General features: G+C 71.6%; 18 protein-coding genes. 17 read left to right on the top strand and 1 reads right to left on the bottom strand.

What is annotated here, in order from left to right; all coding sequences use genetic code 11:
- Positions 1-387: 387 nt before the first annotated feature.
- The 16 genes from ACQ860_RS19905 to ftsZ all read left to right on the top strand — a co-directional run bounded on the left by ACQ860_RS19905 (position 388) and on the right by ftsZ (position 19,151).
- Positions 388-828, top strand: coding sequence for a division/cell wall cluster transcriptional repressor MraZ (locus ACQ860_RS19905; RefSeq protein ID WP_431305070.1), 441 nt, complete (start codon positions 388-390; stop codon positions 826-828).
- Positions 825-1,766, top strand: a complete 942-nt coding sequence (gene rsmH / locus ACQ860_RS19900) for a 16S rRNA (cytosine(1402)-N(4))-methyltransferase RsmH (protein ID WP_431305069.1) — start codon at positions 825-827, stop codon at positions 1,764-1,766. Before ACQ860_RS19905 ends, rsmH begins: the two co-directional genes overlap by 4 nt.
- A complete protein-coding gene (gene ftsL, locus ACQ860_RS19895; RefSeq protein WP_431305068.1) occupies positions 1,763-2,539 on the top strand; it encodes a cell division protein FtsL in 777 nt (258 codons plus the stop codon). Before rsmH ends, ftsL begins: the two co-directional genes overlap by 4 nt.
- Positions 2,536-4,497: a peptidoglycan D,D-transpeptidase FtsI family protein gene (locus ACQ860_RS19890; RefSeq protein ID WP_431305067.1), complete on the top strand. Its 1,962-nt coding sequence runs from the start codon at positions 2,536-2,538 to the stop codon at positions 4,495-4,497. Before ftsL ends, ACQ860_RS19890 begins: the two co-directional genes overlap by 4 nt.
- Entirely contained in the window at positions 4,430-5,932 is a 1,503-nt protein-coding gene (locus tag ACQ860_RS19885; RefSeq protein ID WP_431305066.1) for a UDP-N-acetylmuramoyl-L-alanyl-D-glutamate--2,6-diaminopimelate ligase, read from the top strand. The genes ACQ860_RS19890 and ACQ860_RS19885 overlap by 68 nt, the downstream gene beginning before the upstream one ends.
- Entirely contained in the window at positions 5,929-7,311 is a 1,383-nt protein-coding gene (locus ACQ860_RS19880; RefSeq protein ID WP_431305065.1) for a UDP-N-acetylmuramoyl-tripeptide--D-alanyl-D-alanine ligase, read from the top strand. The genes ACQ860_RS19885 and ACQ860_RS19880 overlap by 4 nt, the downstream gene beginning before the upstream one ends.
- Positions 7,308-8,396 (top strand): phospho-N-acetylmuramoyl-pentapeptide-transferase, encoded by a 1,089-nt coding sequence (gene mraY / locus ACQ860_RS19875; protein WP_431305064.1) that lies wholly within the window; start codon positions 7,308-7,310, stop codon positions 8,394-8,396. Before ACQ860_RS19880 ends, mraY begins: the two co-directional genes overlap by 4 nt.
- Positions 8,393-9,748, top strand: coding sequence for a UDP-N-acetylmuramoyl-L-alanine--D-glutamate ligase (murD, locus tag ACQ860_RS19870; RefSeq protein WP_431305063.1), 1,356 nt, complete (start codon positions 8,393-8,395; stop codon positions 9,746-9,748). Before mraY ends, murD begins: the two co-directional genes overlap by 4 nt.
- Complete coding sequence (locus ACQ860_RS19865; RefSeq protein ID WP_431305789.1) at positions 9,745-10,899, top strand: FtsW/RodA/SpoVE family cell cycle protein; 1,155 nt, start codon at positions 9,745-9,747, stop codon at positions 10,897-10,899. The genes murD and ACQ860_RS19865 overlap by 4 nt, the downstream gene beginning before the upstream one ends.
- Before the next feature lie 11 nt (positions 10,900-10,910).
- On the top strand, positions 10,911-12,026 hold the full coding sequence (gene murG, locus ACQ860_RS19860; RefSeq protein WP_431305062.1) for an undecaprenyldiphospho-muramoylpentapeptide beta-N-acetylglucosaminyltransferase: 1,116 nt from the start codon (positions 10,911-10,913) through the stop codon (positions 12,024-12,026).
- The gene (gene murC / locus ACQ860_RS19855) at positions 12,026-13,468 is read left to right on the top strand and encodes a UDP-N-acetylmuramate--L-alanine ligase (protein ID WP_431305061.1); all 1,443 of its coding nucleotides are present in this window, start codon (positions 12,026-12,028) and stop codon (positions 13,466-13,468) included. Before murG ends, murC begins: the two co-directional genes overlap by 1 nt.
- Complete coding sequence (gene murB / locus ACQ860_RS19850) at positions 13,465-14,382, top strand: UDP-N-acetylmuramate dehydrogenase (protein WP_431305060.1); 918 nt, start codon at positions 13,465-13,467, stop codon at positions 14,380-14,382. Before murC ends, murB begins: the two co-directional genes overlap by 4 nt.
- Positions 14,379-15,332, top strand: a complete 954-nt coding sequence (locus ACQ860_RS19845) for a D-alanine--D-alanine ligase (RefSeq protein ID WP_431305059.1) — start codon at positions 14,379-14,381, stop codon at positions 15,330-15,332. Before murB ends, ACQ860_RS19845 begins: the two co-directional genes overlap by 4 nt.
- The gene (locus ACQ860_RS19840; RefSeq protein WP_431305058.1) at positions 15,322-16,200 is read left to right on the top strand and encodes a cell division protein FtsQ/DivIB; all 879 of its coding nucleotides are present in this window, start codon (positions 15,322-15,324) and stop codon (positions 16,198-16,200) included. Before ACQ860_RS19845 ends, ACQ860_RS19840 begins: the two co-directional genes overlap by 11 nt.
- Positions 16,197-17,501, top strand: a complete 1,305-nt coding sequence (gene ftsA / locus ACQ860_RS19835; RefSeq protein ID WP_431305057.1) for a cell division protein FtsA — start codon at positions 16,197-16,199, stop codon at positions 17,499-17,501. The genes ACQ860_RS19840 and ftsA overlap by 4 nt, the downstream gene beginning before the upstream one ends.
- 105 nt (positions 17,502-17,606) lie before the next feature.
- On the top strand, positions 17,607-19,151 hold the full coding sequence (ftsZ, locus tag ACQ860_RS19830) for a cell division protein FtsZ (protein WP_431305056.1): 1,545 nt from the start codon (positions 17,607-17,609) through the stop codon (positions 19,149-19,151).
- A gap of 245 nt (positions 19,152-19,396) precedes the next feature.
- Here the strand turns inward: ftsZ and nth are convergent, their stop codons facing one another.
- Positions 19,397-20,038 (bottom strand): endonuclease III, encoded by a 642-nt coding sequence (gene nth, locus ACQ860_RS19825; protein ID WP_431305788.1) that lies wholly within the window; start codon positions 20,036-20,038, stop codon positions 19,397-19,399.
- 94 nt (positions 20,039-20,132) lie between these two features.
- Here nth and ACQ860_RS19820 point away from each other — a divergent pair, with 94 nt between their 5' ends.
- On the top strand, positions 20,133-20,612 hold the full coding sequence (locus tag ACQ860_RS19820; RefSeq protein ID WP_431305055.1) for a DUF2244 domain-containing protein: 480 nt from the start codon (positions 20,133-20,135) through the stop codon (positions 20,610-20,612).
- The last annotated feature ends 4 nt before the right edge of the window (positions 20,613-20,616 follow it).

Genomic DNA, 20,616 nt, shown 5'->3' with positions numbered 1-20,616 from the left:
GGCGGCGCAAGGCCGCGACCAAGCTTCCCACAGCTTCAGCTTGGCATTGTTGCGCGATTGCCACACCGCCCCGGCAAACATGGCGCAATGTTTCGCCGAGTCCAGGTCAAACCCATGCAACCGTCTGTCTTAAAACAAAAAACACCGATTCATCACCTCTGGGTGATTTTGTGATATCCCTTGATCACCCATCCGAGACCATCTAAACCCACATCAGCCCAATACGGATGCCGCAAGCTCGGGGGGGCGAGCGCATCAGGAAAAGGGCTGGTCGGGCGAGCCGACGGGGTTCCGGGGGGGACCTCGTCGGCCGCTGCCCGAGACCTCTGAGAAGCACCCCCCAAGCAGGCGACATCAGCTCAGAAACGGGGGGCATCCAGCGGCACGATGACCCAATTCCGAGGCAAGTTCATCAACGGTCTGGACAAGAAGGGGCGCTGCAGCGTGCCGGCCTCCTTCCGCGCCCGTCTCGCCGGTGATGGCCTGGTTCTGCGCCGCTCGACCAACCCCGATCACCGCTACATCGAAGCCTGGCCCATCGCGCAGTTCGACGCCGCGAGCCGCGACGCCAGCCCGCTGAACCCCCTCTCCCCCGACCAGGATGCCGAGGACTACGCCTTCGTGGTGGATGTGGCGGAAGTGACGCCCGACCCCGAGGGCCGCGTCATCCTGCCGCGCGACCTCATCGAATATGCCGGGCTGACCGATGGCGTGGCCTTCCTCGGCCGCCTCAACTGGTTCGAGATGTGGGAACCGGCGGCCGCCGAGCGCCGGATCGAGGAGGCGCGCCGGGCCATCGCTGCCCGCAGCGCGGCCGCCGCGCCATGAGCCATATCCCTGTCCTCCTCGACGAGGTGCTGGAGCACCTGGCCCCCCAGGCCGGCGCGGTGATCCTGGACGGCACCTTCGGCGGTGGGGGCTATAGCCGCGCCATCCTGGAGGCCGCCCCCTGCACCCTCTGGGCGCTGGACCGCGACCCGGAGGCGATCGCGCGCGGCGCGGCGCTGGCCGCCGCCCATCAGGGCCGCCTGCACCTGATCGAGGGCCGCTTCGGCGACATGCTGGCGCTGCTGGCCGCGCGCGGCGTGACGCAGCTGGACGGCGTGGTGCTGGACCTCGGCGTCTCCTCCTTCCAGCTCGACACGCCGGAGCGCGGCTTCTCCTTCCGCTTCGACGGGCCGCTCGACATGCGCATGGGGCGCAGCGGGCCGACCGCGGCCGACCTCGTGAACACGCTGCCCGAGGCGGAGCTGGCCGACCTCATCTGGGAATTCGGCGAGGAGCGGCATTCGCGCCGCGTGGCGCGCGCCATCGTGAAGGCGCGCGGCGAGGCGCCGTTCACCACCACGCTGCAGCTGGCCGAGGTGATCCGCCGCGCCGTCCCGCGCGACCCCTCCGGCATCCATGGTGCCACGCGCAGCTTCCAGGCGCTGCGCATCCGCGTGAATGACGAGCTGGGCGAGATCGAGCGCGCGCTGGAGCAGGCCATGCGCCTGCTGGCGCCGGGCGGGCGGCTCGTCATTGTCTCTTTTCATTCTTTGGAAGATCGGCTGGTGAAGAAGGCTTTCCAGCGGGCCGCGGGCCGCAGCCCCGGCGCTTCCCGCCATAATCCCGCGATGCTGCTGGCGCCACGCGGCCCAGCTCCGTTTAAGTTGCTGACGCCACGCTCGATTCGCCCGGGCGAGGCCGAAACAGCCACCAATCCCCGCGCCCGCTCCGCCCATCTCCGTGCCCTGCAGCGTTCGCCCGAAAGTCACGCCGCATGATCCACCCGCTCACGCTCGTCACCTTCGCCGCCTTCCTGGGCTCGGGCCTCTACGTGTTCCAGACCAAGGAGCAGGTCCGCAAGCTCGACCAGGAACTGCGGACGATCCGGATGGAGACCGAATCCCAGCGCGCACAGACCCAGACGCTCTCCGCCGAATGGGCGCGGCTGAACGACCAGGACCGGCTGCGCCAGATGGCCGCCGCCCATCTGCGCCACATGCAGCCGATGGAGCCCGTGCAGTTCCAGCGGATCGAGGACGCCCAGCGCCGCATGCCCCAGGCGGTCGCCTTCGCGCCCGTGCCCTCGGGCTTCCAGCGCCGCGCTGATGCGCCCTCCGCCCCGGGCGAGGTGCTGGTCTTCACGGTGGCGAGCCAGCGCCGCGAGGCCGAGCCCGCGATCGCGCGGGCGACACCGCCCGCGCCGGCTCCGGTCGCCGCCGCGCCTGTGGTGGCGGCGCCGCCCGCGCCCGTGGTGGCCAGCCCGGCGCCCGCGCCCGCCATGGCGCCCATCCCGGTCGCCCTCGCCCAGCCCGCGCGCCCAGCCGAGGCTCCCCGTCCGGCCCCGCGCCCGCGGCCCGAGGTCGCGGCCCTGCCGCCCATCGCAGGCCCCGCCAACCCCCGCGCGCCGGCGGCCCAGGCGCAGGCGCAGGCGCGCCCCGCGCCCGCCGCCCCGCCCGTCCGCACCGCGCTGCATGTCCAGCCCGCCTCCACCGGCTCCTTGCTCGGCGTGGGCGCCGGCAGCCTTCCGCCCCCGGTACCCTTCAATCGATGAGCGACCTTCCCCCCCCCTCCCCCCACTCGATCCCGCATCACCGGGCCGAACCCGTGCGCCCGGCCGAAAGCCCGTCCCGCGCCATGGTGCGCGTCACCGGCAGCGCGGCCACGCATCAGCGGCGCATGCCGGGGCGGCTGCTCTTCGCCTCCATCGGCTTCGGCGTGCTCTTCGTCGCGATCGGCGTGAAGCTGACGGACGCCACCATCCTCTCGCCCGCGCCGTCGCGCATCGCGCAGGCGCCGCGCGTCCCGGCGCCCGAGCCGCCGGTGAGCCGCGCGGCCATCACCGACCGCAATGGCGAGGTGCTGGCCGTGACAGTCCGCGGCACCGCGCTCTATGCGCGGCCGGCGGAGATCGACAACCCCGCCCGCGTGGCCGACCAGCTGGTCCGGATCCTGCCGCATCTGGAGCGTGACCGCGTGCTGGCGCGCATCAGCCCGCCGCGGCAATTCGCCTATCTCGACCGCTTCATCACGCCGCGCCAGCAGCAGGCGATCAATGACCTCGGCATCCTCGGCCTCTACTTCGAGACGGCCGAGCGCCGCACCTATCCGCGCGGCCGCGACGCGGCGCATGTGCTGGGCGCGGTGGACGTGGATGGCGAGGGCATCGCCGGCGTCGAGAAATGGTATGACGAGCGTCTGCGCACGCTGCGCGAGCCGCTGCGCCTCGCCCTCGACATCCGCATCCAGCGCGAGCTGCGCGAGGCGCTGGAATGGTCCATCGAGCGCTTCAACGCGATCGGCGGCTCGGCCATCCTGATGGATGTCAACACGGCGGAAGTTCTGGGCATGGTCAGCCTGCCCGATTTCGCCGCCGCCAACCTCGCGACCGCACCTGCCGAGCAGCGCTTCAACCGCGCGGTGACCGGCGTCTATGAGCCGGGCTCCACCTTCAAGCTCTTCACGGCGGCGATGGCGCTGGAGGAAGGGCGCGTGACACTCTCGGGCGGCTTCGACGCCTCGCGCCCCATCCGCATCGGGCGGCACGAGATCAACGACTTCAAGGGCAAGAACCGCTGGCTCTCGCTGCCCGAGATCATCGCCTATTCCTCCAACCTCGCCAGCGCGCATATGGCGATGGCGGTGGGGCCGACGCGGCATCGCGAATTCATGGGCCGCATCGGCATGCTGAGCCGCAGCGGCGTCGAGCTGCCGGAATCGGCGGCGACGCTTCACCCCTCGCAGCGCAACTGGCGCGACATCAACACCATGACCATCGGCTTCGGCCACGGCATCTCGGTGACGCCGCTGCACATCGTGAACGGCGTTTCGGCGCTGGCCAATGGCGGCACGCTGCGAAGCCCCACCATCCTCGCCGTGCCGCCGGGCGTGGAGCGCGAGGGCACGCGCGTGATCAGCGAGCGCACCTCGGAGCAGCTGCGCCGGCTGATGCGCGTCGCCGTCACCGATGGCTCCGGTCGCCAGGCGGACAGCCCGGGCTATTTCGTCGGCGGCAAGACCGGCACGGCGCAGAAGACCAATGAGCGCGGGCAATACCAGGAGAACCGGCGCATCTCCTCCTTCGTGGGCGCCTTCCCGATGAACGCGCCGCGCTATGCGCTGCATGTGCTGGTGGATGAGCCCAAGCCCCGCGCCGACACCGGCGGCTATGCCACGGCGGGCGTCGTCGCCGCCCCCACCGCGCGGCGCGTGGTGGAACGGGTAGCGCCGCTGCTCGGCATGGTGCCCGAGACGGACCGCATCCCGCAGATCCAGGCCAGCATCGCCCTGCCGCTGAGCGGCACGCGCGCGCGCAGCGGGACGGCGGCCGCCCCCACGCCGCGCCCGGCCGCACCCACCACGCCCACCCCCGCCATGCTGCCGCGCACCCCCGCGCCGACGCTGGACCAGCCCGCTCCCCCCATCCGCCGCACCGATGCGCATGATGGCATTGCCATGCCGCGCCTCGTCCTCGCGCCCATCTCCCCCGAGACAGGCCGTGCGGCGCGATGAGCTCCCTGCCCTGTTCCCGGGGCTGAGCGCCGAGGCGCTTCAGGGCATCACGGCGGATAGCCGCACCGTTAAACCAGGGTTTCTCTTCGCGGCGCTGCCGGGCAGCAAGGCCGATGGCACGCGCTTCATCGCCGATGCGGTGGCCGCGGGTGCCGCGGCCGTGCTGGCGCCCGAGGGCACGACCTGGCCCGCGGATGTGCCGCCGCGCCCTTTTCTGGCGAGCCCCGACCCGCGCCGCGCGCTGGCGCTGATCGCGGCCGCCTTCCATGGCGCGCAGCCCGAGCGCGTCATCGCCATCACCGGCACCAACGGCAAGACCAGCACAGCGGATTTCCTGCGGCAGCTGCTGGGCGCGCAGGCGGCCTCGCTCGGCACGCTCGGCCTCATCGCGCCGGGCTTCCCGCCGGGCGAGAGCCTGACGACGCCCGACCCGGTGAAGCTGCATGCGACCCTCGCCGCCCTCGAGCGCGCGGGCATCACCGACCTCGCGATCGAGGCGAGCTCGCACGGGCTCGATCAGCGGCGGCTGGATGGAGTGCGGCTGGCCGCGGCGGGCTTCACCAACCTGACGCGCGACCACCTGGACTACCACGGCAGCATGGAGGCCTATCGCGCCGCCAAGCTGCGCCTCTTCGACACGCTGCTGCCGGCGGGCGCGCCGGCCGTGCTGCACACGGAGATGGATGGCGCGACGCTGGCCGCGTTGCGTTCGGTGATCGCGGCACGGGGCCTGCGCGGGCTGGAAGTGGGCGAGGCGGGGGGTGACCTGCGGCTTGTCGCGCAGCGCGCCCTGCCCGGCGGGCAGGTGCTCCTGCTCGAAGGCTTCGGCGAACGGGCGGAGGTGACGCTCGCCGTGCCCGGCCGCTTCCAGGCCGATAATGCGATGGTCGCCGCGGCACTCGCCATCGGGCTGGGGCACGCAGCGTCGCGGGTGATCGCCGGTCTCACGCGGCTGGCGCCCGTGCGCGGGCGGATGGAGCTGGCGGCGACGCTGCCGAACGGCGCGGCCGTCTATGTGGACTATGCGCATACGCCCGATGCGCTGACCCGCCTTCTGGCGGCGCTGCGGCCGCATCTGGGCACGGGCGGCCGGCTGCATGTGCTGTTCGGCGCGGGCGGCGATCGCGATCCGGGCAAGCGGCCGCTGATGGGTGCGGCGGCCTCCGCCGGCGCCGATGTGGTCTGGGTGACCGATGACAATCCGCGCAGCGAGGACCCGGCCCTGATCCGCGCCGCCATCCTGGCCGCAGCCCCCGGCGCGCGCGATGCGGGCGAGCGGGAGGCGGCCATCGCCCGCGCTCTGGATGCGCTGCGTCCCGGCGATGTGCTGGCGGTCGCCGGCAAGGGGCATGAGAGCGGGCAGACCATCGCGGGTGTGACCACGCCCTTCGACGATGCCGAGGTGGTGCGCCGCCTGGCGGGCGGGCGCGCATGAGGCCGCTCTGGACCGCCGCGGAACTTCGCGAGGCGACGGGGGGGGCCTGCGCCGATGACCTCGCCGTCACGGGTGTTTCCATTGACACGCGGACCATCCAGCCGGGCGAGCTCTTCGTGGCCCTGCGTGATGCGCGCGACGGGCATGACTTCGTGGACCAGGCCTTCGCGCGCGGCGCTGCCGCCATGGTGGACCGCGACATCGCGGGCCCCAAGGGAGCGCAGATGCTCCGCGTGGCGGATACGCTGGCCGGGCTGACGGCGCTGGGCGCGGCCGGCCGCGCACGGATGGCCGGGCGCGTCATCGCCGTCACCGGCAGCGTGGGCAAGACGACGACGAAGGAGATGCTGAAGCGCGCCCTCGGCGCCCTCGGCCCCGCGCATGCTTCGGTCGCGAGCTACAACAACCAATGGGGCGTGCCGATCACGCTCGCCCGCATGCCGTGCGGCACGGAATGGGCGGCCATCGAGATCGGCATGAACCACCGGCATGAGATCGCGCCGCTCTCGCGCCTCACGCGGCCTCATGTGGTGATCGTGACCGCCATCGGCACCGCGCATATCGGCCATCTGGGCAGCCAGGAGGCGATCGCGGATGAGAAGGCGGAGATCGCGGCGGGCATCGAGCCCGGGGGCATCGCCATCCTGCCGCAGGACAGCCCCTTCTTCGGACGGATGGCGGCCGTGGCGGAGAGTTGCGGCGCCGCCGTGGTGGGCTTCGGCGAAAGCCCCGAGGCCTCGGCGCGGATGCTGCACTGGCGCGGGACGGACAGCGCGAGCGAGGCGGAATTCGCCCTCGCCGGCCGGCATGTGACCGTGCGACTCGAACAGCCCGGCAAACACATGGCGCTGAACGCGCTGGCGGCACTCGCCGCGATCCAGGCCGCCGGCGGCGATACGGGCCTCGCGGCGGCCGCCCTTTCGGGCTTCGGGGCCGGGGCGGGGCGCGGCGAGATGCGGCGGATCGCCACGCCCGACAATGGCACCGCGCTGCTGCTGGATGAGAGCTACAACGCATCGGACAGCGCGATTCGCGCCGCACTGGCCGTGCTTTCGGCGCAGAAGGCGAAGCGGCGCATCGCCGTGCTGGGCGACATGCGGGAACTCGGCGAATTCGGCCCAGACCTGCACCGCGCGCTGGCCCCCGATGCGGCCCGCGCGGCCGACCTGGTCTTTGCATGCGGCCCCCTGATGCGGCATCTGTTCGACGCGCTGCCGGCCTCGGCCCAGGGAATCCATACCGAGGATGCGGCGAGCCTCGCGCCGCTCGTGGCGGCGGCGCTGCGTGATGGCGATGCCGTCCTGGTGAAGGGCTCGCTCGGCATGCGCATGGTCCAGATCATCGGCGCCCTGACGGCGTCCCAGAGGAACGACGAATGATTCCGCTGCTGCTCTCTCCGCTCGCGGATGAGTTCATCCTCTTCAACCTCGCGCGCTACCTGACCTTCCGCGCGGGGGCGGCCTGCATGACGGCGCTCTTCGTGGCGCTGGTCTTCGGCAAGAGCGTGATCGAATGGCTGCGCAGCTTCCAGCGCGGCGGCCAGCCCATCCGCGAGGACGGTCCGCAGAGCCACCTGCTGACGAAGAAGGGCACGCCCACCATGGGCGGCGTGCTGATCCTGCTCTCGCTCTCGGTCTCGGTGCTGCTCTGGGCCGATCTGCGCAACGGCTTCGTCTGGGCGGTGCTCTTCGTCACGCTCGGCTATGGCGCGCTGGGCTTCGTGGATGACTGGCTGAAGGTGACCAAGCGCAACACGAAGGGTGTCTCGGGCCGCGCCAAGCTGGTGGCGCAGGGCGGCATCGCCTTCATCGCGGCGCTGTGGTTCATGTGGCTGCTGCCGCCGGGGCTGTCGGACAACCTCGCCGTGCCCTTCCTGAAGGAGGTGCTGATCCCGCTCAGCATCGTCTTCCCCTTCGTGGCGGCCTTCGTGATGATGGGCTCCTCCAACGCGGTGAACCTGACGGACGGGCTGGACGGGCTGGCCATCGTGCCGGTCATGATCGCCGCGGCGGTCTTCGCGCTGATCGCCTATCTCGTCGGCAACCGCATCTTCGCCGATTACCTGCAGCTGCATGGCGTGCCGGGCGCGGGTGAGCTGGCGGTCTTCTGCTCGGCGCTGATCGGCGCCTCGCTCGGCTTCCTCTGGTTCAATGCGCCGCCGGCGGCGGTGTTCATGGGCGATACGGGGTCGCTCGCCCTCGGCGGGGCGCTGGGCTCGATTGCGGTCGCCACCAAGCATGAGATCGTGCTGGCCATCGTGGGCGGGCTCTTCGTCGTGGAGACGCTCTCCGTCATCATCCAGGTCTTCTGGTTCAAGCGGACCGGGCGGCGCGTCTTCCTGATGGCGCCACTGCATCACCATTTCGAGAAGAAGGGCTGGGCCGAGCCCACCATCGTGATCCGCTTCTGGATCATCGCGATGGTGCTTGGGCTGATCGGCCTCTCGACCTTGAAGATCCGATGACGCCCTTCGCAGGCCAGCGCGTCGCCGTCGTGGGGCTCGGCAAGGCCGGGCTTCCGGCCGCGCGCCGCCTGCGCGACTGGGGTGCCGATGTGACCTGCTGGGATGATGGCGAGGCCGCGCGGGCCGAGGCGGCCGCGCTGGGGCTGCGCGTGGCGGACCCGGCGCTGCGTTTCGACTTCGACGCGTTGCTGCTCTCGCCCGGCATCCCTCACATCCTGCCGCGCGTGCATCCGGCGGCTGCGGCGGCGCGGGCGGCGGGCAAGCCCATCCTCGCCGATGTGGAGTTCCTGTTCCGCGCCGTGCGCGCGGCCGGCAGCCGGGCCCGCTTCGTTGGCATCACCGGGACCAATGGCAAGAGCACGACGACGGCGCTGCTGGGCCATCTGCTGGGCCGCGCGGGGGTTCCGGTCGAGATCGGCGGCAATCTCGGGCCGGCCGCGCTCGACATGCGACTTTTGGGTGATAAAGGCGTCTATGTGCTCGAAATGTCGAGTTATATGCTGGAACGAATCGCTGATCTTCGATTCAATGCCGCAGCGATGCTCAACCTCTCGCCGGATCATCTGGACCGCCATGGCGACATGGCCGGCTACCGCGCCGCGAAGGCGCGAATCTTCGCGCGCCAGACGCGCGAGGATGTGGCCGTGCTCGGCCAGGATGATGTGGAGACGGCAAGCCTGCGCGGCGCGCTGACGGCACGTTGCGTGCCCATCTCGGCCCATGCGCCGCAGCCGGGCGGCATCTGGGCCGAGGGCGCGCTGCTGCGTGACGATCGGGGCGTGATCGCGGAGCTTGCCGCCTGCCCCACCCTGCCCGGCGCGCATAACGCCCAGAACGCGGCGGCCGCCTCGGCGCTGGCGCTCGCCTTGGGCCTGCCGCGCGACGGGCTGGCCGCGGGCCTTGCGAGCTATCCCGGCCTGCCGCATCGGCAGGAGCTGGTGGGGCGGATCGGGGCTGTCCGCTTCGTGAACGACAGCAAGGCCACCAATGCCGACAGCGCGGCGCGCGCGCTGGCGAGCTATGGCCGCATCCTCTGGATCGCGGGCGGCATGGGCAAGGAGGGCGGCATCGCGCCGCTCGCCGCATATTTCCCGCGCATCGCGGAGGCCTTCCTGATCGGCCGCGACGCGCCCGAATTCGCCGCCACACTCGCCGCCCATGGCGTGGCGCACCGGATGTGCGGGACGCTCGCCGAGGCTGTGCCCATCGCCGCGCAAGCCGCGGCGTCCGGCGCGGCCGATGTGGTGCTGCTCTCGCCCGCCGCCGCCTCCTGGGACCAGTTCACCGGCTTCGATGCGCGCGGCGACGCCTTCCGCACCCTGGTCCGCGCCCTGCCCGGAGTGGAATTCTGATGGCCGTCTCCCGCACCGACACCTCGACGCTGGGCCGCTGGTGGTGGAGCGTGGACCGCTGGACGCTGGGCGCGCTGCTGGCGCTGATCGCCATCGGCTATGTGATGATGCTGGCGGCCTCGCCCGCCGTCGCGCAGCGCATCGGCGCCTCCTCGCGCCACATGTTCCTGGAGCGGCAGGTCTTCTACTCCACGCTCGCCATCATCGTGATGGTGGGCTGTTCGCTGCTCGATACGCGCTGGGTGCGCCGGCTCGCCATCCTGGGCGCGATCGGCGCGCTGGGGCTGACGGCGCTGACGCTGGTGGCGGGCACCGAGATCAAGGGCGCGCGCCGCTGGCTCTCCCTGCCCGGCATGTCCTTGCAGCCCTCGGAATTCCTCAAGCCCTGCCTCGCGGTCGTCTGCGCCTGGCTGATGGCGGAGGGCAAGCGCTCGCGCCGCTTCCCCGGGCTGATCCTGGCCTTCCTGCTGATCGGCATCGTCGCCGTACTGCTCAAGCAGCAGCCCGATATCGGCATGCTCGCCGTCATCGTCGCCGTCTTTCTCGCGCAGGTCTTCGTCTCGGGCATCAACCTGATGTGGGTGGTGGCGGGCGGGGGCTGCGTGGCCGCCCTTGCCGTGCTGGCCTTCACGCTGCACGGGCATGTGCGTTCCCGCGTGCAGCGCTTCCTCGACCCCGAGGCGGGGGACAATTTCCAGATCCGCATGTCGCTCGAGGCCTTCGGCAATGGCGGCCTCTTCGGCCGCGGCCCGGGCGAGGGCCGGGTGAAGGACGCGCTGCCGGACGCGCATGCGGACTTCGTCTTCCCCGTGGCGGCGGAGGAATTCGGGCTGATCGCCTGCCTCATCATCCTCGCCATCTTCGCCTTCGTGGTGATCCGCGGCCTGCTGCGGCTGATGCATGAGCGCGACATCTTCGTGGCGCTGGCCGCGACCGGGCTGCTCGTGCAGTTCGGGCTGCAGGCCTTCATCAACATGGGCTCCTCGCTCCACCTGATCCCGACCAAGGGGATGACGCTGCCCTTCGTGAGCTATGGCGGCTCCTCCTCCATCGCGCTGGCCATCGGCATGGGCTTCCTGCTGGCGCTGACGCGCCGGCGCAGCGCCAGGGCGGAAGAGGCGCCGCCCTACGCCCAGCCCGTGACGACATGAGGGCGCCGGCCATGCGCGCCATCGCCATCGCCGCCGGGGGCACCGGCGGCCATCTGTTTCCGGCGGAGGCGCTGGCCGCCGAGCTTTCCGCGCGCGGCGAGCGCATCGTGCTCTTCACCGATGCGCGCTCCGCCGCCTTCGACAGCCCGGCCTTCGCCAATGCCGAACGCTTCGTGCTGAAGGGCGAGGGCATCGCGGGCCGCAGCCCGCTGCGCGCGGCGAAGGGGGCGGCGCTGCTGGCATCCGGCATGCTCACGGCGCGCAAGCTGCTGAAGCGGCTGGATGCCGCCGCGGTGGTTGGCTTCGGCGGCTATCCGGCCATCCCGCCCGCGCTGGCCGCGCTCAGCCTCGGCAAGAGGCGTCCCGCGCTGATCCTGCATGAGCAGAATGCCGTGCTGGGCCGTGCCAATCGCGCGCTCGCCACGCGGGCCGAGCTGCTGGCGCTGGCCTATGAGGAGACGACGCGCGTGCCCGAGGGGGCGCGGACGCGCTGGGTGGGCAATCCGGTGCGGCCGGCGCTGGCCGCGCTGGCCGGTGGCGGCTATCCGCCGGCGGATGGGCCGCTGCGGCTGCTGGTGACCGGCGGTTCGCTTGGCGCGCGCGTGTTTGCCGATCTCGTACCAGCCGCGATCGCGGCCCTGCCCGAGGCCATTCGCGGGCGGCTGCTCATCGCGCAGCAATGCCGCGTGGAGGATCTGGAGCGCGTCCGCGCCGCCTATTCCGAGACGGGCATCCCGGTGGAGCTCTCGCCCTTCTTCCCCGACATCGCGGGGCGGCTGGCGGGCGCGCATCTCGTCATCGCGCGCGCCGGCGCCTCGACCGTGGCGGAGATCGCCTGCGCGGGCCGGCCCTCGCTGCTGGTGCCGCTGCCATCGGCCATCGACAACCACCAGGTGGCCAATGCGCGCGCGCTGGAGGCGGCCGGGGCGGCCCTGGTGCTGCCCCAGGCGACCACGAATCCGGAGCGCCTGACCCAATTGCTGGCGGAATGGCTGGGCTCGCCCGAGAGGCTTGCCGAAGCGGCCCGGCATGCGGCATCCCTCGCCCGCCCCCAGGCGGCGCGGGAACTGGCGGACCTCGTCCTCGCCCACGCCGCCCGAACCCAAGCCACCCAGGAATCCCGCTGATGCGCGCGCTGCCACTCTCCATCGGGACCATCCATTTCGTCGGGATCGGCGGCATCGGCATGTCGGGCATCGCCGAGGTGCTGCACAATCTGGGTTACGCCGTGCAGGGCAGCGACATCGCCGAGGGCTACAATGTGGCCCGGCTGCGCGAGGCCGGCATTCCGGTGATGATCGGGCACGCCGCCGAGAATTTGCGCAACGCGCAGGTCGTCGTCGTCAGCACGGCGGTGAAGAAGGACAATCCGGAGGTTCAGGCCGCGCGCCGCCGCCTGCTTCCCGTCGTGCGCCGGGCCGAGATGCTGGCGGAGCTCATGCGTCTGAAATGGGGCATCGCCGTCGGCGGCACGCATGGCAAGACGACCACCACCAGCCTGATCGCCGCCGTGCTGGAGCAGGCGCGGCTCGACCCCACCGTCATCAATGGCGGCATCATCAACGCCTATGGCACCAACACCCGCATGGGCACGGGCGAATGGATGGTGGTCGAGGCCGATGAGAGCGATGGCAGCTTCCTTCGCCTGCCCAGCACCGTCGCCGTCGTCACCAACATGGATGCCGAGCATCTCGACCATTGGGGCACTGAGGACGCGATGCGCGAGGGCTACGCGCAATTCGTCGGCAACATCCCCTTCTATGGCTTCGCCGTGCTCTGCGCCGATCATCCGGCGGTGCAGGCGATGATCCCCAAGCTCGACCGTCGCCTCGTCACCTATGGCTTCTCGCCCCAGGCGGATGTGCGGGCCGAGAAGGTGCTGACCAACCGCATGGGTGCCAGCTTCGAGGTCACGGTGCAGGACCGCATGACCGGCCGCGCGCGCACGATGCAGCCCTTCCGCCTGCCCATGCTGGGGCAGCACAACGTCCAGAACGCACTCGCCGCCATCGCCATCGGCGTCGAGATGGATGTGCCGGAGGATGTGATCCGCGCGGCACTCGCCGGCTTCAAGGGCGTGAAGCGCCGCTTCACCCGCGTGGGCGAGACGGGCGGAATCACCGTGATCGACGATTACGGCCACCATCCGGTGGAGATCGCGGCCGTGCTGAAGGCGGCGCGCCAGGCCGGCGCGCGGGACGTGATCGCGGTGGTGCAGCCGCATCGCTATTCGCGCCTGAACCAGCTCTTCACCGAATTCTGCACCTGCATGAATGATGCGGGCAGCGTCATCGTGGCCGATGTCTATGCCGCCGGCGAAGCGCCCATCGAGGGGGCCGACAAGGATGCGCTGGTGGAAGGGCTGCGCGCGGCCGGCCATCGCAGCGTGGTGCCGCTCCCCGAGCCCGCGAGCCTGCCCGAGATGATCAACGCCATGGCCAAGCCGGGCGACTACGTGATCTGCCTCGGCGCGGGCACCATCACCAACTGGGCGCATGCGCTGCCGGCACAGCTGGCCGAGTTGCAATCCCAGGCGGGGGCGCGCGTCTCGCCGCTCAAGCGCGCATGAAGAAGATGGCCGCCACCCGCGCCATGCCGGTGATCCGCGGCCGCGTGGAGGCGGGCGCGCCGCTCGCCCCCTTCACATGGTTCCGCGTGGGCGGCCCGGCCGAGTGGCTCGCGCGCCCGGCGGATGCGGAGGATCTGCTGGGGCTGCTGGCGGCGCTCGACCCGGCGATGGAGCTGACGGTGCTCGGCGCGGCGTCGAACCTCATCATTCGCGATGGCGGCGTGCCCGGCGTGGTGCTGCGGCTGCCGGCGCGCGGCTTCGGCGCGATCCAGGTCGAAGCGGATGGCGTGGTGGCGGGGGCCGCCGCGCTGGATGCGACGGTGGCGGAGCATGCGGCGGCGGCGGGGCTGGCGGGCCTGGAATTCCTCAGCGGCATTCCGGGCAGCATCGGCGGCGCCATCGCGATGAATGCCGGCGCCTATGGGCGCGAGATCCTGGATGTCCTGGACTGGGCGGAGATCGTCACGCCGGGGGGCCTGGTCCGGCTGGATGCCGCCGGCCTCGCTCTGGCCTATCGGCATGCGACGCTGCCCCCGCGCGGCGTGGTGGTGCGGGCGCGGCTGCGCGCGACGCCGGGGGATGCCAGCGCCATCGCGGCCCGCATGGCCGAGATCCGCCATGCCCGCGAGGCCACGCAGCCCGTGCGCGCGCGCACGGGCGGCAGCACCTTCCGCAACCCCGAGGGGCACAAGGCCTGGGCGCTGATTGACGCCGCCGGCTGCCGCGGCCTCACGCGCGGGGCCGCGCAGGTGAGCGAGAAGCATTGCAACTTCCTGCTCAACACGGGCGGCGCGACCGCCGCCGATCTGGAAGGCCTGGGCGAGGAAGTCCGCGCGCGCGTGCTGGCGCAGTCGGGCGTGGATCTGCATTGGGAAATCAAGCGTATTGGCCAAATGGGGAAAACCACGGCATGAACGCGATCACGCCCATGCCAAACGCCGCCCGCACGCATGTCGCGGTCCTCTATGGCGGCATCTCGGCGGAGCGGGAGGTCAGCCTCTCCACCGGCCAGCAGGTGATCGCGGCCCTGCGCGAGGCGGGGTTCGAGGTCTCGCCCATCGAGGTGACGCAGGATCTGCCGGCCACCATCGGCGCGCTGGCGGCGGCCAGGCCGGATGCCGTGTTCAACGCGCTGCATGGCCGCTTCGGCGAGGATGGCTGCATCCAGGGCGTGCTGGACTGGATGGGCCTGCCCTACACGCATTCGGGCGTCCGCGCCTCCTCCGTCGCCATGGACAAGTCGGCGGCCAAGGCGGTGTTTTCGGCCCATGGGCTGCCGGTGGCGGCGCATCGCGTCGTCTCGCCCGAGGAGCTGGCCGAGGCCGATCCGCTGCCGCTGCCTTACGTCGTGAAGCCGGTGGATGAAGGGAGCAGCGTGGGTGTCACCATCCTGCGCGAGGGCGACAACCGGCGCGAGGAGATCGCCCGCGGCTGGCGCTTCGGCAAGCGCATCATGGCGGAGAGCTTCATCCCCGGGCGTGAACTCACCGTGGCCGTGATGGGCGAGGAGGCGTTGGCCGTGACCGAGATCGCGACCGGCAACGCCTTCTACGATTACGAGGCGAAGTATGCCGATGGCGGCAGCCATCACGTGCTGCCCGCGCCCATCCACCCGGATGTGACGGCGGAGGCCATGCGGATCGCCGTCGCCGCGCATCGCGCACTCGGCTGCCGCGGCGTCTCGCGCTCCGACTTCCGTTATGACGACACGGCGGGCGAGCCAGGGCGGCTCTATCTGCTGGAAGTGAACACCCAGCCCGGCATGACGCGCACCTCGCTGCTGCCTGAGCAGGCGGCGCATCGCGGCATCGCCTTCTCGGAGCTCTGCGCCTGGATGATCGGGGAGGCGCGCCATGGCCCGTAAGCCCAGTGAATCCGCGGGCCGCACGCGCACCGCGCCGCCGCCCAAGCGGCCCTCGGCCACGCGGCTCTGGTTCAAGAAGCGCCGCGCCTGGCTGCGCGGCATCGGCATGGTGACGCTGGCGGGCGTGGCGGTGGGTGCGGGCGTGCTCGGCGTCATCGCGCTCGATCCCATGGCGCGCGTGCGGGAGACGACCTCCTGGCTCGCCGAACTCGGCCGGGGCCCGGGGCTCTCCGTGCAGGAGATCCGCATCGAGGGCCGCGAATTCGCGCCGCGCGAGGCGCTGCTGGCCGCCATCGGCATCACGCCGGGCGACGCCATCCTGGATTTCGACCCGGGTGCGGCCAAGCAGCGGCTGGAGCAGATCGCCTGGGTGGAAGACGCGCATGTGGAGCGGCGCCTGCCGGGCACCATCCTGATCCGCATCAATGAACGCCGCGCCTTCGCCGTCTGGCAGCGCGAGGGCCGCTTCTCCGTCATTGACCGCGAAGGCCGCGTGATGGCGACCGAGCGGCTGGAAGCCTTCGGGCCGCTGCCGCTGGTCGTCGGCGTCGGTGCCGAGCGCGTGGCCGCACCCATGATCGACCTGCTGCGCAGCGCCCCCGAGATCGCCGACCGCGTGCAGGCCATCATCCGCGTCTCCGAGCGGCGCTGGAACCTGCGCCTGCAGAACGGCGCGGACATCATGCTGCCCGAGGGCCATGAGGAGGCGGCGATCACGCGCCTGGCCGAGCTCCAGGCGCGCGACAAGCTGCTTGATCGCCCGCTGGCGGCGGTGGATATGCGCCTGCCCGACCGCCTCGTGGTCCGCATGCAGACGCCCGTCACGCCGCCGCCGGCATCTACGCCCGCCCGGAGCCAACGCGGATGAACGAGATCGTTCGCTACCAGCCGCCCCATGGCGATGTGCCGACGCGCGGCATCAAGCTCGGCCGCGCGCGCCCCGGCGTCTTCGGCGTGCTGGACATCGGCTCCACCAAGGTGGTCTGCCTCATCGCGCGCATCGAGAGCGACGGCACCCCGCGCGCGCTCGGCTTCGGCTGGCAGAAATCGCGCGGCGTGAAGGCCGGCTCCATCGTGGACATGGAGGAGGCCGAGCGCAGCATCCGCGCCGCGGTCGCCAGCGCCGAGGAGATGGCGGACACGCTGCTCAAGGGCGTCATCGTCAACCTCTCCTGCGGGCAGCCGGAGAGCCGGACGCACAACATCCTCTGGCAGGTGGGCGGGCGGGCCGCCACCATGGCCGATCTCAACGGCATCATGACCGAGGGCGTGCGCCGCACCCAGGCCGAGGGGCGCGAGGCGGTGCACAGCTTCCCGCTCGGCTTCACCGTGGATGCGACGGGCGGCGTGGATGACCCGCGCGGCATGGTCTGCGACACGCTGGGTGCCCGCCTGCACGTGCTGGACGCGGCGAGCCACGCGCTGTTCAACCTCGGCCAGTGCCTGCACCGCTGCGAACTCGAGGTGGAGGAGATGGTCTCCTCCCCCTTCGCGGCCGGGCTTGCCACGCTGGTGGATGACGAGCGCGAGCTGGGCGCGGTCTGCGTGGACATGGGCGGCGGCACCACCAGCATCGCCGCCTTCGCCGACGGCCGGCTGATGCACACGGCGCAGCTGCCGGTGGGCGGCTGGCAGGTGACGAATGACCTGGCGCGCGTGCTCTCCACGCCGATCAGCCATGCCGAGCGGCTGAAGACCATGCATGGCAGCGTGCTGGAAGCGACCGAGGATCGCGGCGAGATGCTGCCCGTGCCCATGGTGGGCGAGGATGACGACCAGATCGCCCGCGTCCCGCGCGAGATGGTGGTGAAGATCATCCGCCCGCGCCTGGAGGAGAGCTTCGAGCTGCTGCGCGACCGGCTGGAGGGCAGCGGGCTGCCGGCCGAGATGCGCCGGCGCATCGTGCTGACGGGCGGCGCTTCCCAGCTGATCGGCGTGCGGGAGCTGGCGGGCCGGGTGCTGGGGCGCGATGTGACGGTGCGCCTGGGCCGTCCCCGCCTGGTGCGCGGCCTGCCCGAGACGGCCTCCGGCCCCGGCTTCGCGTCCGCGATCGGCCTGCTGGCCTGGGCGGCGGGCGAGGGCAAGCCGATCCTGGAGCTGGTGCCCGCCCCCTCCCATGCGCCGGGGCTGCTGCGCCGCGGGCTGGCCTGGCTGCGGGAACGTTTATGAAGGATTCCCGAGCAGCCTCCTGTGGAAAACGGGGACAAATAGGCTGTCTTGGGCAGACACGAATCGAAACCGGTGGTCTAACCTAGGCTGAGGAGAACCTGCCCCATGACCCTGAACCTGACCCTGCCGGTGACCCAACACACGGATTTCTCGCCGCGCATCGCCGTCATCGGCGTGGGCGGGGGCGGCACCAATGCCGTCAACAACATGATTCATCTGGGGCTCGACGGCGTCGAGTTCATCGTGGCCAACACCGATGCCCAGGCGCTGGTGAACAGCCGCGCCGAGCGCCGCGTGCAGCTGGGGCCCCACCTGACGCAGGGCCTGGGCGCGGGTGCCAAGCCCGAGATCGGCCGCGCGGCGGCGGAAGAGGCCACCGATGAGCTGGCCCGCCATCTGGAAGGCTGCCACATGGTCTTCGTGACCGCCGGCATGGGCGGCGGCACGGGCACGGGCGCGGCCCCCGTCATCGCGCGCATGGCGCGCGAGCGCGGCATCCTCACCGTCGGCGTCGTCACCAAGCCCTTCGACTTCGAGGGACCGAAGCGCCGCAAATCAGCCGATGCGGGCCTGGAAGAGCTCCAGCAGTTCGTGGATACCCTGATCGTCATCCCGAACCAGAACCTGTTCAAGCTGGCGAATGACCGCACCACCTTCGCCGAAGCCTTCAAGATGGCCGACAACGTCCTCTACATGGGCGTGCGCGGCGTGACCGACCTGATGGTCAATCCCGGCCTCGTGAACCTGGACTTCGCCGATATCCGCACCGTCATGGCCGAGATGGGCAAGGCGATGATGGGCACGGGCGAGGCCGAGGGCGATGGTCGCGCCACCCAGGCCGCGGATGCCGCCATCAACAACCCGCTGCTGGAGGATACCTCCATGCGCGGCGCCAAGGGCGTGCTGATCAACATCACCGGCGGCCTCGACATGACGCTCTTCGAGGTGGACGAGGCGATGGCCCGCATCCGCCGCGAGGTGGATGAGGATGTGAACATCATCTTCGGCTCGGCCATTGACGAGACGATGAATGGCCGCGTGCGCGTCTCCGTCGTCGCCACCGGCATTGACGTGGCCTCCATGGGGGCCGCGATGAACCCGGCCGGCCCGCGCCTGGCCGTGGTGAACCAGCCCGCCGCCGCCCCGGCCCCCGCGCCGGCCGCGACGCGCGCCCCCTCCGGCCCGCTGGGCGCCCCCGTGGTGCCCGCGCCGCGCCGCCCCGTCACGGTGGGTGGCGCCGGCCTGCTGCGCCAGCCGGCCGCCGCCGCGGGTGCCGCCACCGCCATGGCCCCTGCCGCCGCCCCGGTGGCGCAGGAGCAGGCCTATGTGGAACCGATGCCGCAGCCGGAGGTGGTGCAGCCCGCCCCCGCCCCGCAGCCCGTCGCCTACCAGCCGCCCATGCAGCAGCCCTCGCTGCCGGAAGTCGCCCCGGCGCCGCAAGGCCAGGGTGCCGGCTGGCGCGGCCTGTTCCGCAACGCGACCGGGCTGATGCGCCGCAATGTGGAGGAGGCGCCCGGCGCCCCCGCCGCGCGGATGGAGCCGGCGGCGAGCCAGCAGCCCAAGGCGCCGCAGCCGATGCGCGCCGCCCAGCCGCAGCCGGACGAGATGGGCCTCGACATCCCGACCTTCCTGCGCCGGCAGAGCAATTAGTCTCCGCCCTCAAGCGCCGGGCGAGAGTTTTTCTCGCCCTCAAGCGCCGGGCGCGCGCTCCGCGCGCTTGGCTTCGGAATGCTGAAGCATTCCGCCGCGCCTATTCGGCGCGGACCCTCTGTTGTTGTGCCATCAGACGCCGGGCGGCGGCTCCGCCGCCTGGGCTTCGGGATGCTGGAGCATCCCGCCGGGCCCGTTCGGCCCGGATTCTCGCGGCGCGCGCCCTGATCCATCGGCGCGGGCGTTCACCCCGGCGCCTTCACCTTGTCCTTGTAGTTGCAATGCTGGGCGGCCACGCAGCGCCAGCATTCGGGGGCGCGCGCCTTGCAGATGTAGCGCCCGTGCAGGATCAGCCAGTGGTGCGCGTCGCGCAGCAATTCGGGCGGGATGCGCTTCACCAGCCCATCCTCCACCGCGCGCGTAGTCTTGCCGGGCGCCAGGCCCGTGCGGTTGCCCAGGCGGAAGATGTGCGTGTCCACCGCCATCGTCGCCTCGCCGAACATCACGTTCAGCACGACATTGGCGGTCTTGCGGCCGACGCCGGGCAGCGCCTCCAGGGCCGCGCGGTCGCGCGGCACCTCGCCGGCATGGCGCTCCACCAGCATGGCCGACAGCGCCGCCACATTCTTCGCCTTGGCCTGCCAGAGCCCGATGCGCCGGATGAGCTGGCCGATGCCCTCCGCACCGAGGGCCGCCATGGCCGCCGGCGTGGGCGCGGCGGCGAAGAGGCCGGGCGTCACCTTGTTCACCATCGCATCCGTGGTCTGCGCGGACATGACGACGGCGACGAGCAGCGAGAAGGCGTCGGTGTAGAGCAGCTCCGTCTCGGGGGCGGGATTGTCCTGCGCGATGGCGCGGATGAACAGGCCCGCCTGCTCGCGCGACATGAGGCGCGCGCGGCGGGGCGCGGTGGCGGTGCCGTGCGGGGCACTGGTCTTTTTGGGGGTTCTCACGCGGGAATTCATCCTATCTGATGAGGACATGCCAGAAACCCCGGTGATTTTCGAGGCCCGCTCCGCGCCGCTGAACAGCATGGGCGAGCAGGGATTCCGCATCGTCGCCGGCATCCTGCTGGCCGGCTTCACCTTCACCGGCACGGTCTTCACCATCCTGGGCGCCTGGCCCGTGCTGGTCTTCGCGGGGGCCGAGACCTTCATGGTGATCGGCATGCTGGCGCTCTATCGCCGCCACGCGCGGGCCAGCGCGGAGGTCATCACGCTGTCCTCGGGCGAACTCGTGATCCGCCGGCGCGAGGGGCGGCGGAGCGAGGAAGCGCGCTTCGACCCTTTCTGGGCGCGGCTCTCCTGGGAGGAGACGCGACTCTTCATCGGCCATCGCGGCAGCGCCATGGAGATCGGCCGCTTTCTCACAGCGGAGGAGCGCGAGGACTTGGCGCGCAGCCTGGGCGAGAGCCTGCGCCGCTACCGCGAGCCGGTCTTCGACAATCCGCAGCTCCGCTAGCCGG

Source organism: Sediminicoccus sp. BL-A-41-H5 (assembly GCF_050632405.1).
Taxonomy (GTDB): domain Bacteria; phylum Pseudomonadota; class Alphaproteobacteria; order Acetobacterales; family Acetobacteraceae; genus Roseococcus.
The sequence above is the reverse complement of the archived record's forward strand: the minus strand, read 5'-3'. Positions and strand labels throughout refer to the sequence as shown.

Bases quoted from the DNA above. Each gene is read 5' to 3' on its own strand.
- ACQ860_RS19905 (WP_431305070.1), top strand. From the start codon at position 388: ATGACCCAATTCCGAGGCAAGTTCATCAACGGTCTGGACAAGAAGGGG.
- rsmH (WP_431305069.1), top strand. From the start codon at position 825: ATGAGCCATATCCCTGTCCTCCTCGACGAGGTGCTGGAGCACCTGGCC.
- ftsL (WP_431305068.1), top strand. From the start codon at position 1,763: ATGATCCACCCGCTCACGCTCGTCACCTTCGCCGCCTTCCTGGGCTCG.
- ACQ860_RS19890 (WP_431305067.1), top strand. From the start codon at position 2,536: ATGAGCGACCTTCCCCCCCCCTCCCCCCACTCGATCCCGCATCACCGG.
- ACQ860_RS19885 (WP_431305066.1), top strand. From the start codon at position 4,430: ATGGCATTGCCATGCCGCGCCTCGTCCTCGCGCCCATCTCCCCCGAGA.
- ACQ860_RS19880 (WP_431305065.1), top strand. From the start codon at position 5,929: ATGAGGCCGCTCTGGACCGCCGCGGAACTTCGCGAGGCGACGGGGGGG.
- mraY (WP_431305064.1), top strand. From the start codon at position 7,308: ATGATTCCGCTGCTGCTCTCTCCGCTCGCGGATGAGTTCATCCTCTTC.
- murD (WP_431305063.1), top strand. From the start codon at position 8,393: ATGACGCCCTTCGCAGGCCAGCGCGTCGCCGTCGTGGGGCTCGGCAAG.
- murG (WP_431305062.1), top strand. From the start codon at position 10,911: ATGCGCGCCATCGCCATCGCCGCCGGGGGCACCGGCGGCCATCTGTTT.
- murC (WP_431305061.1), top strand. From the start codon at position 12,026: ATGCGCGCGCTGCCACTCTCCATCGGGACCATCCATTTCGTCGGGATC.
- murB (WP_431305060.1), top strand. From the start codon at position 13,465: ATGAAGAAGATGGCCGCCACCCGCGCCATGCCGGTGATCCGCGGCCGC.
- ACQ860_RS19845 (WP_431305059.1), top strand. From the start codon at position 14,379: ATGAACGCGATCACGCCCATGCCAAACGCCGCCCGCACGCATGTCGCG.
- ACQ860_RS19840 (WP_431305058.1), top strand. From the start codon at position 15,322: ATGGCCCGTAAGCCCAGTGAATCCGCGGGCCGCACGCGCACCGCGCCG.
- ftsA (WP_431305057.1), top strand. From the start codon at position 16,197: ATGAACGAGATCGTTCGCTACCAGCCGCCCCATGGCGATGTGCCGACG.
- ftsZ (WP_431305056.1), top strand. From the start codon at position 17,607: ATGACCCTGAACCTGACCCTGCCGGTGACCCAACACACGGATTTCTCG.
- nth (WP_431305788.1), bottom strand. From the start codon at position 20,038: ATGTCGCGCGAGCAGGCGGGCCTGTTCATCCGCGCCATCGCGCAGGAC.
- ACQ860_RS19820 (WP_431305055.1), top strand. From the start codon at position 20,133: ATGCCAGAAACCCCGGTGATTTTCGAGGCCCGCTCCGCGCCGCTGAAC.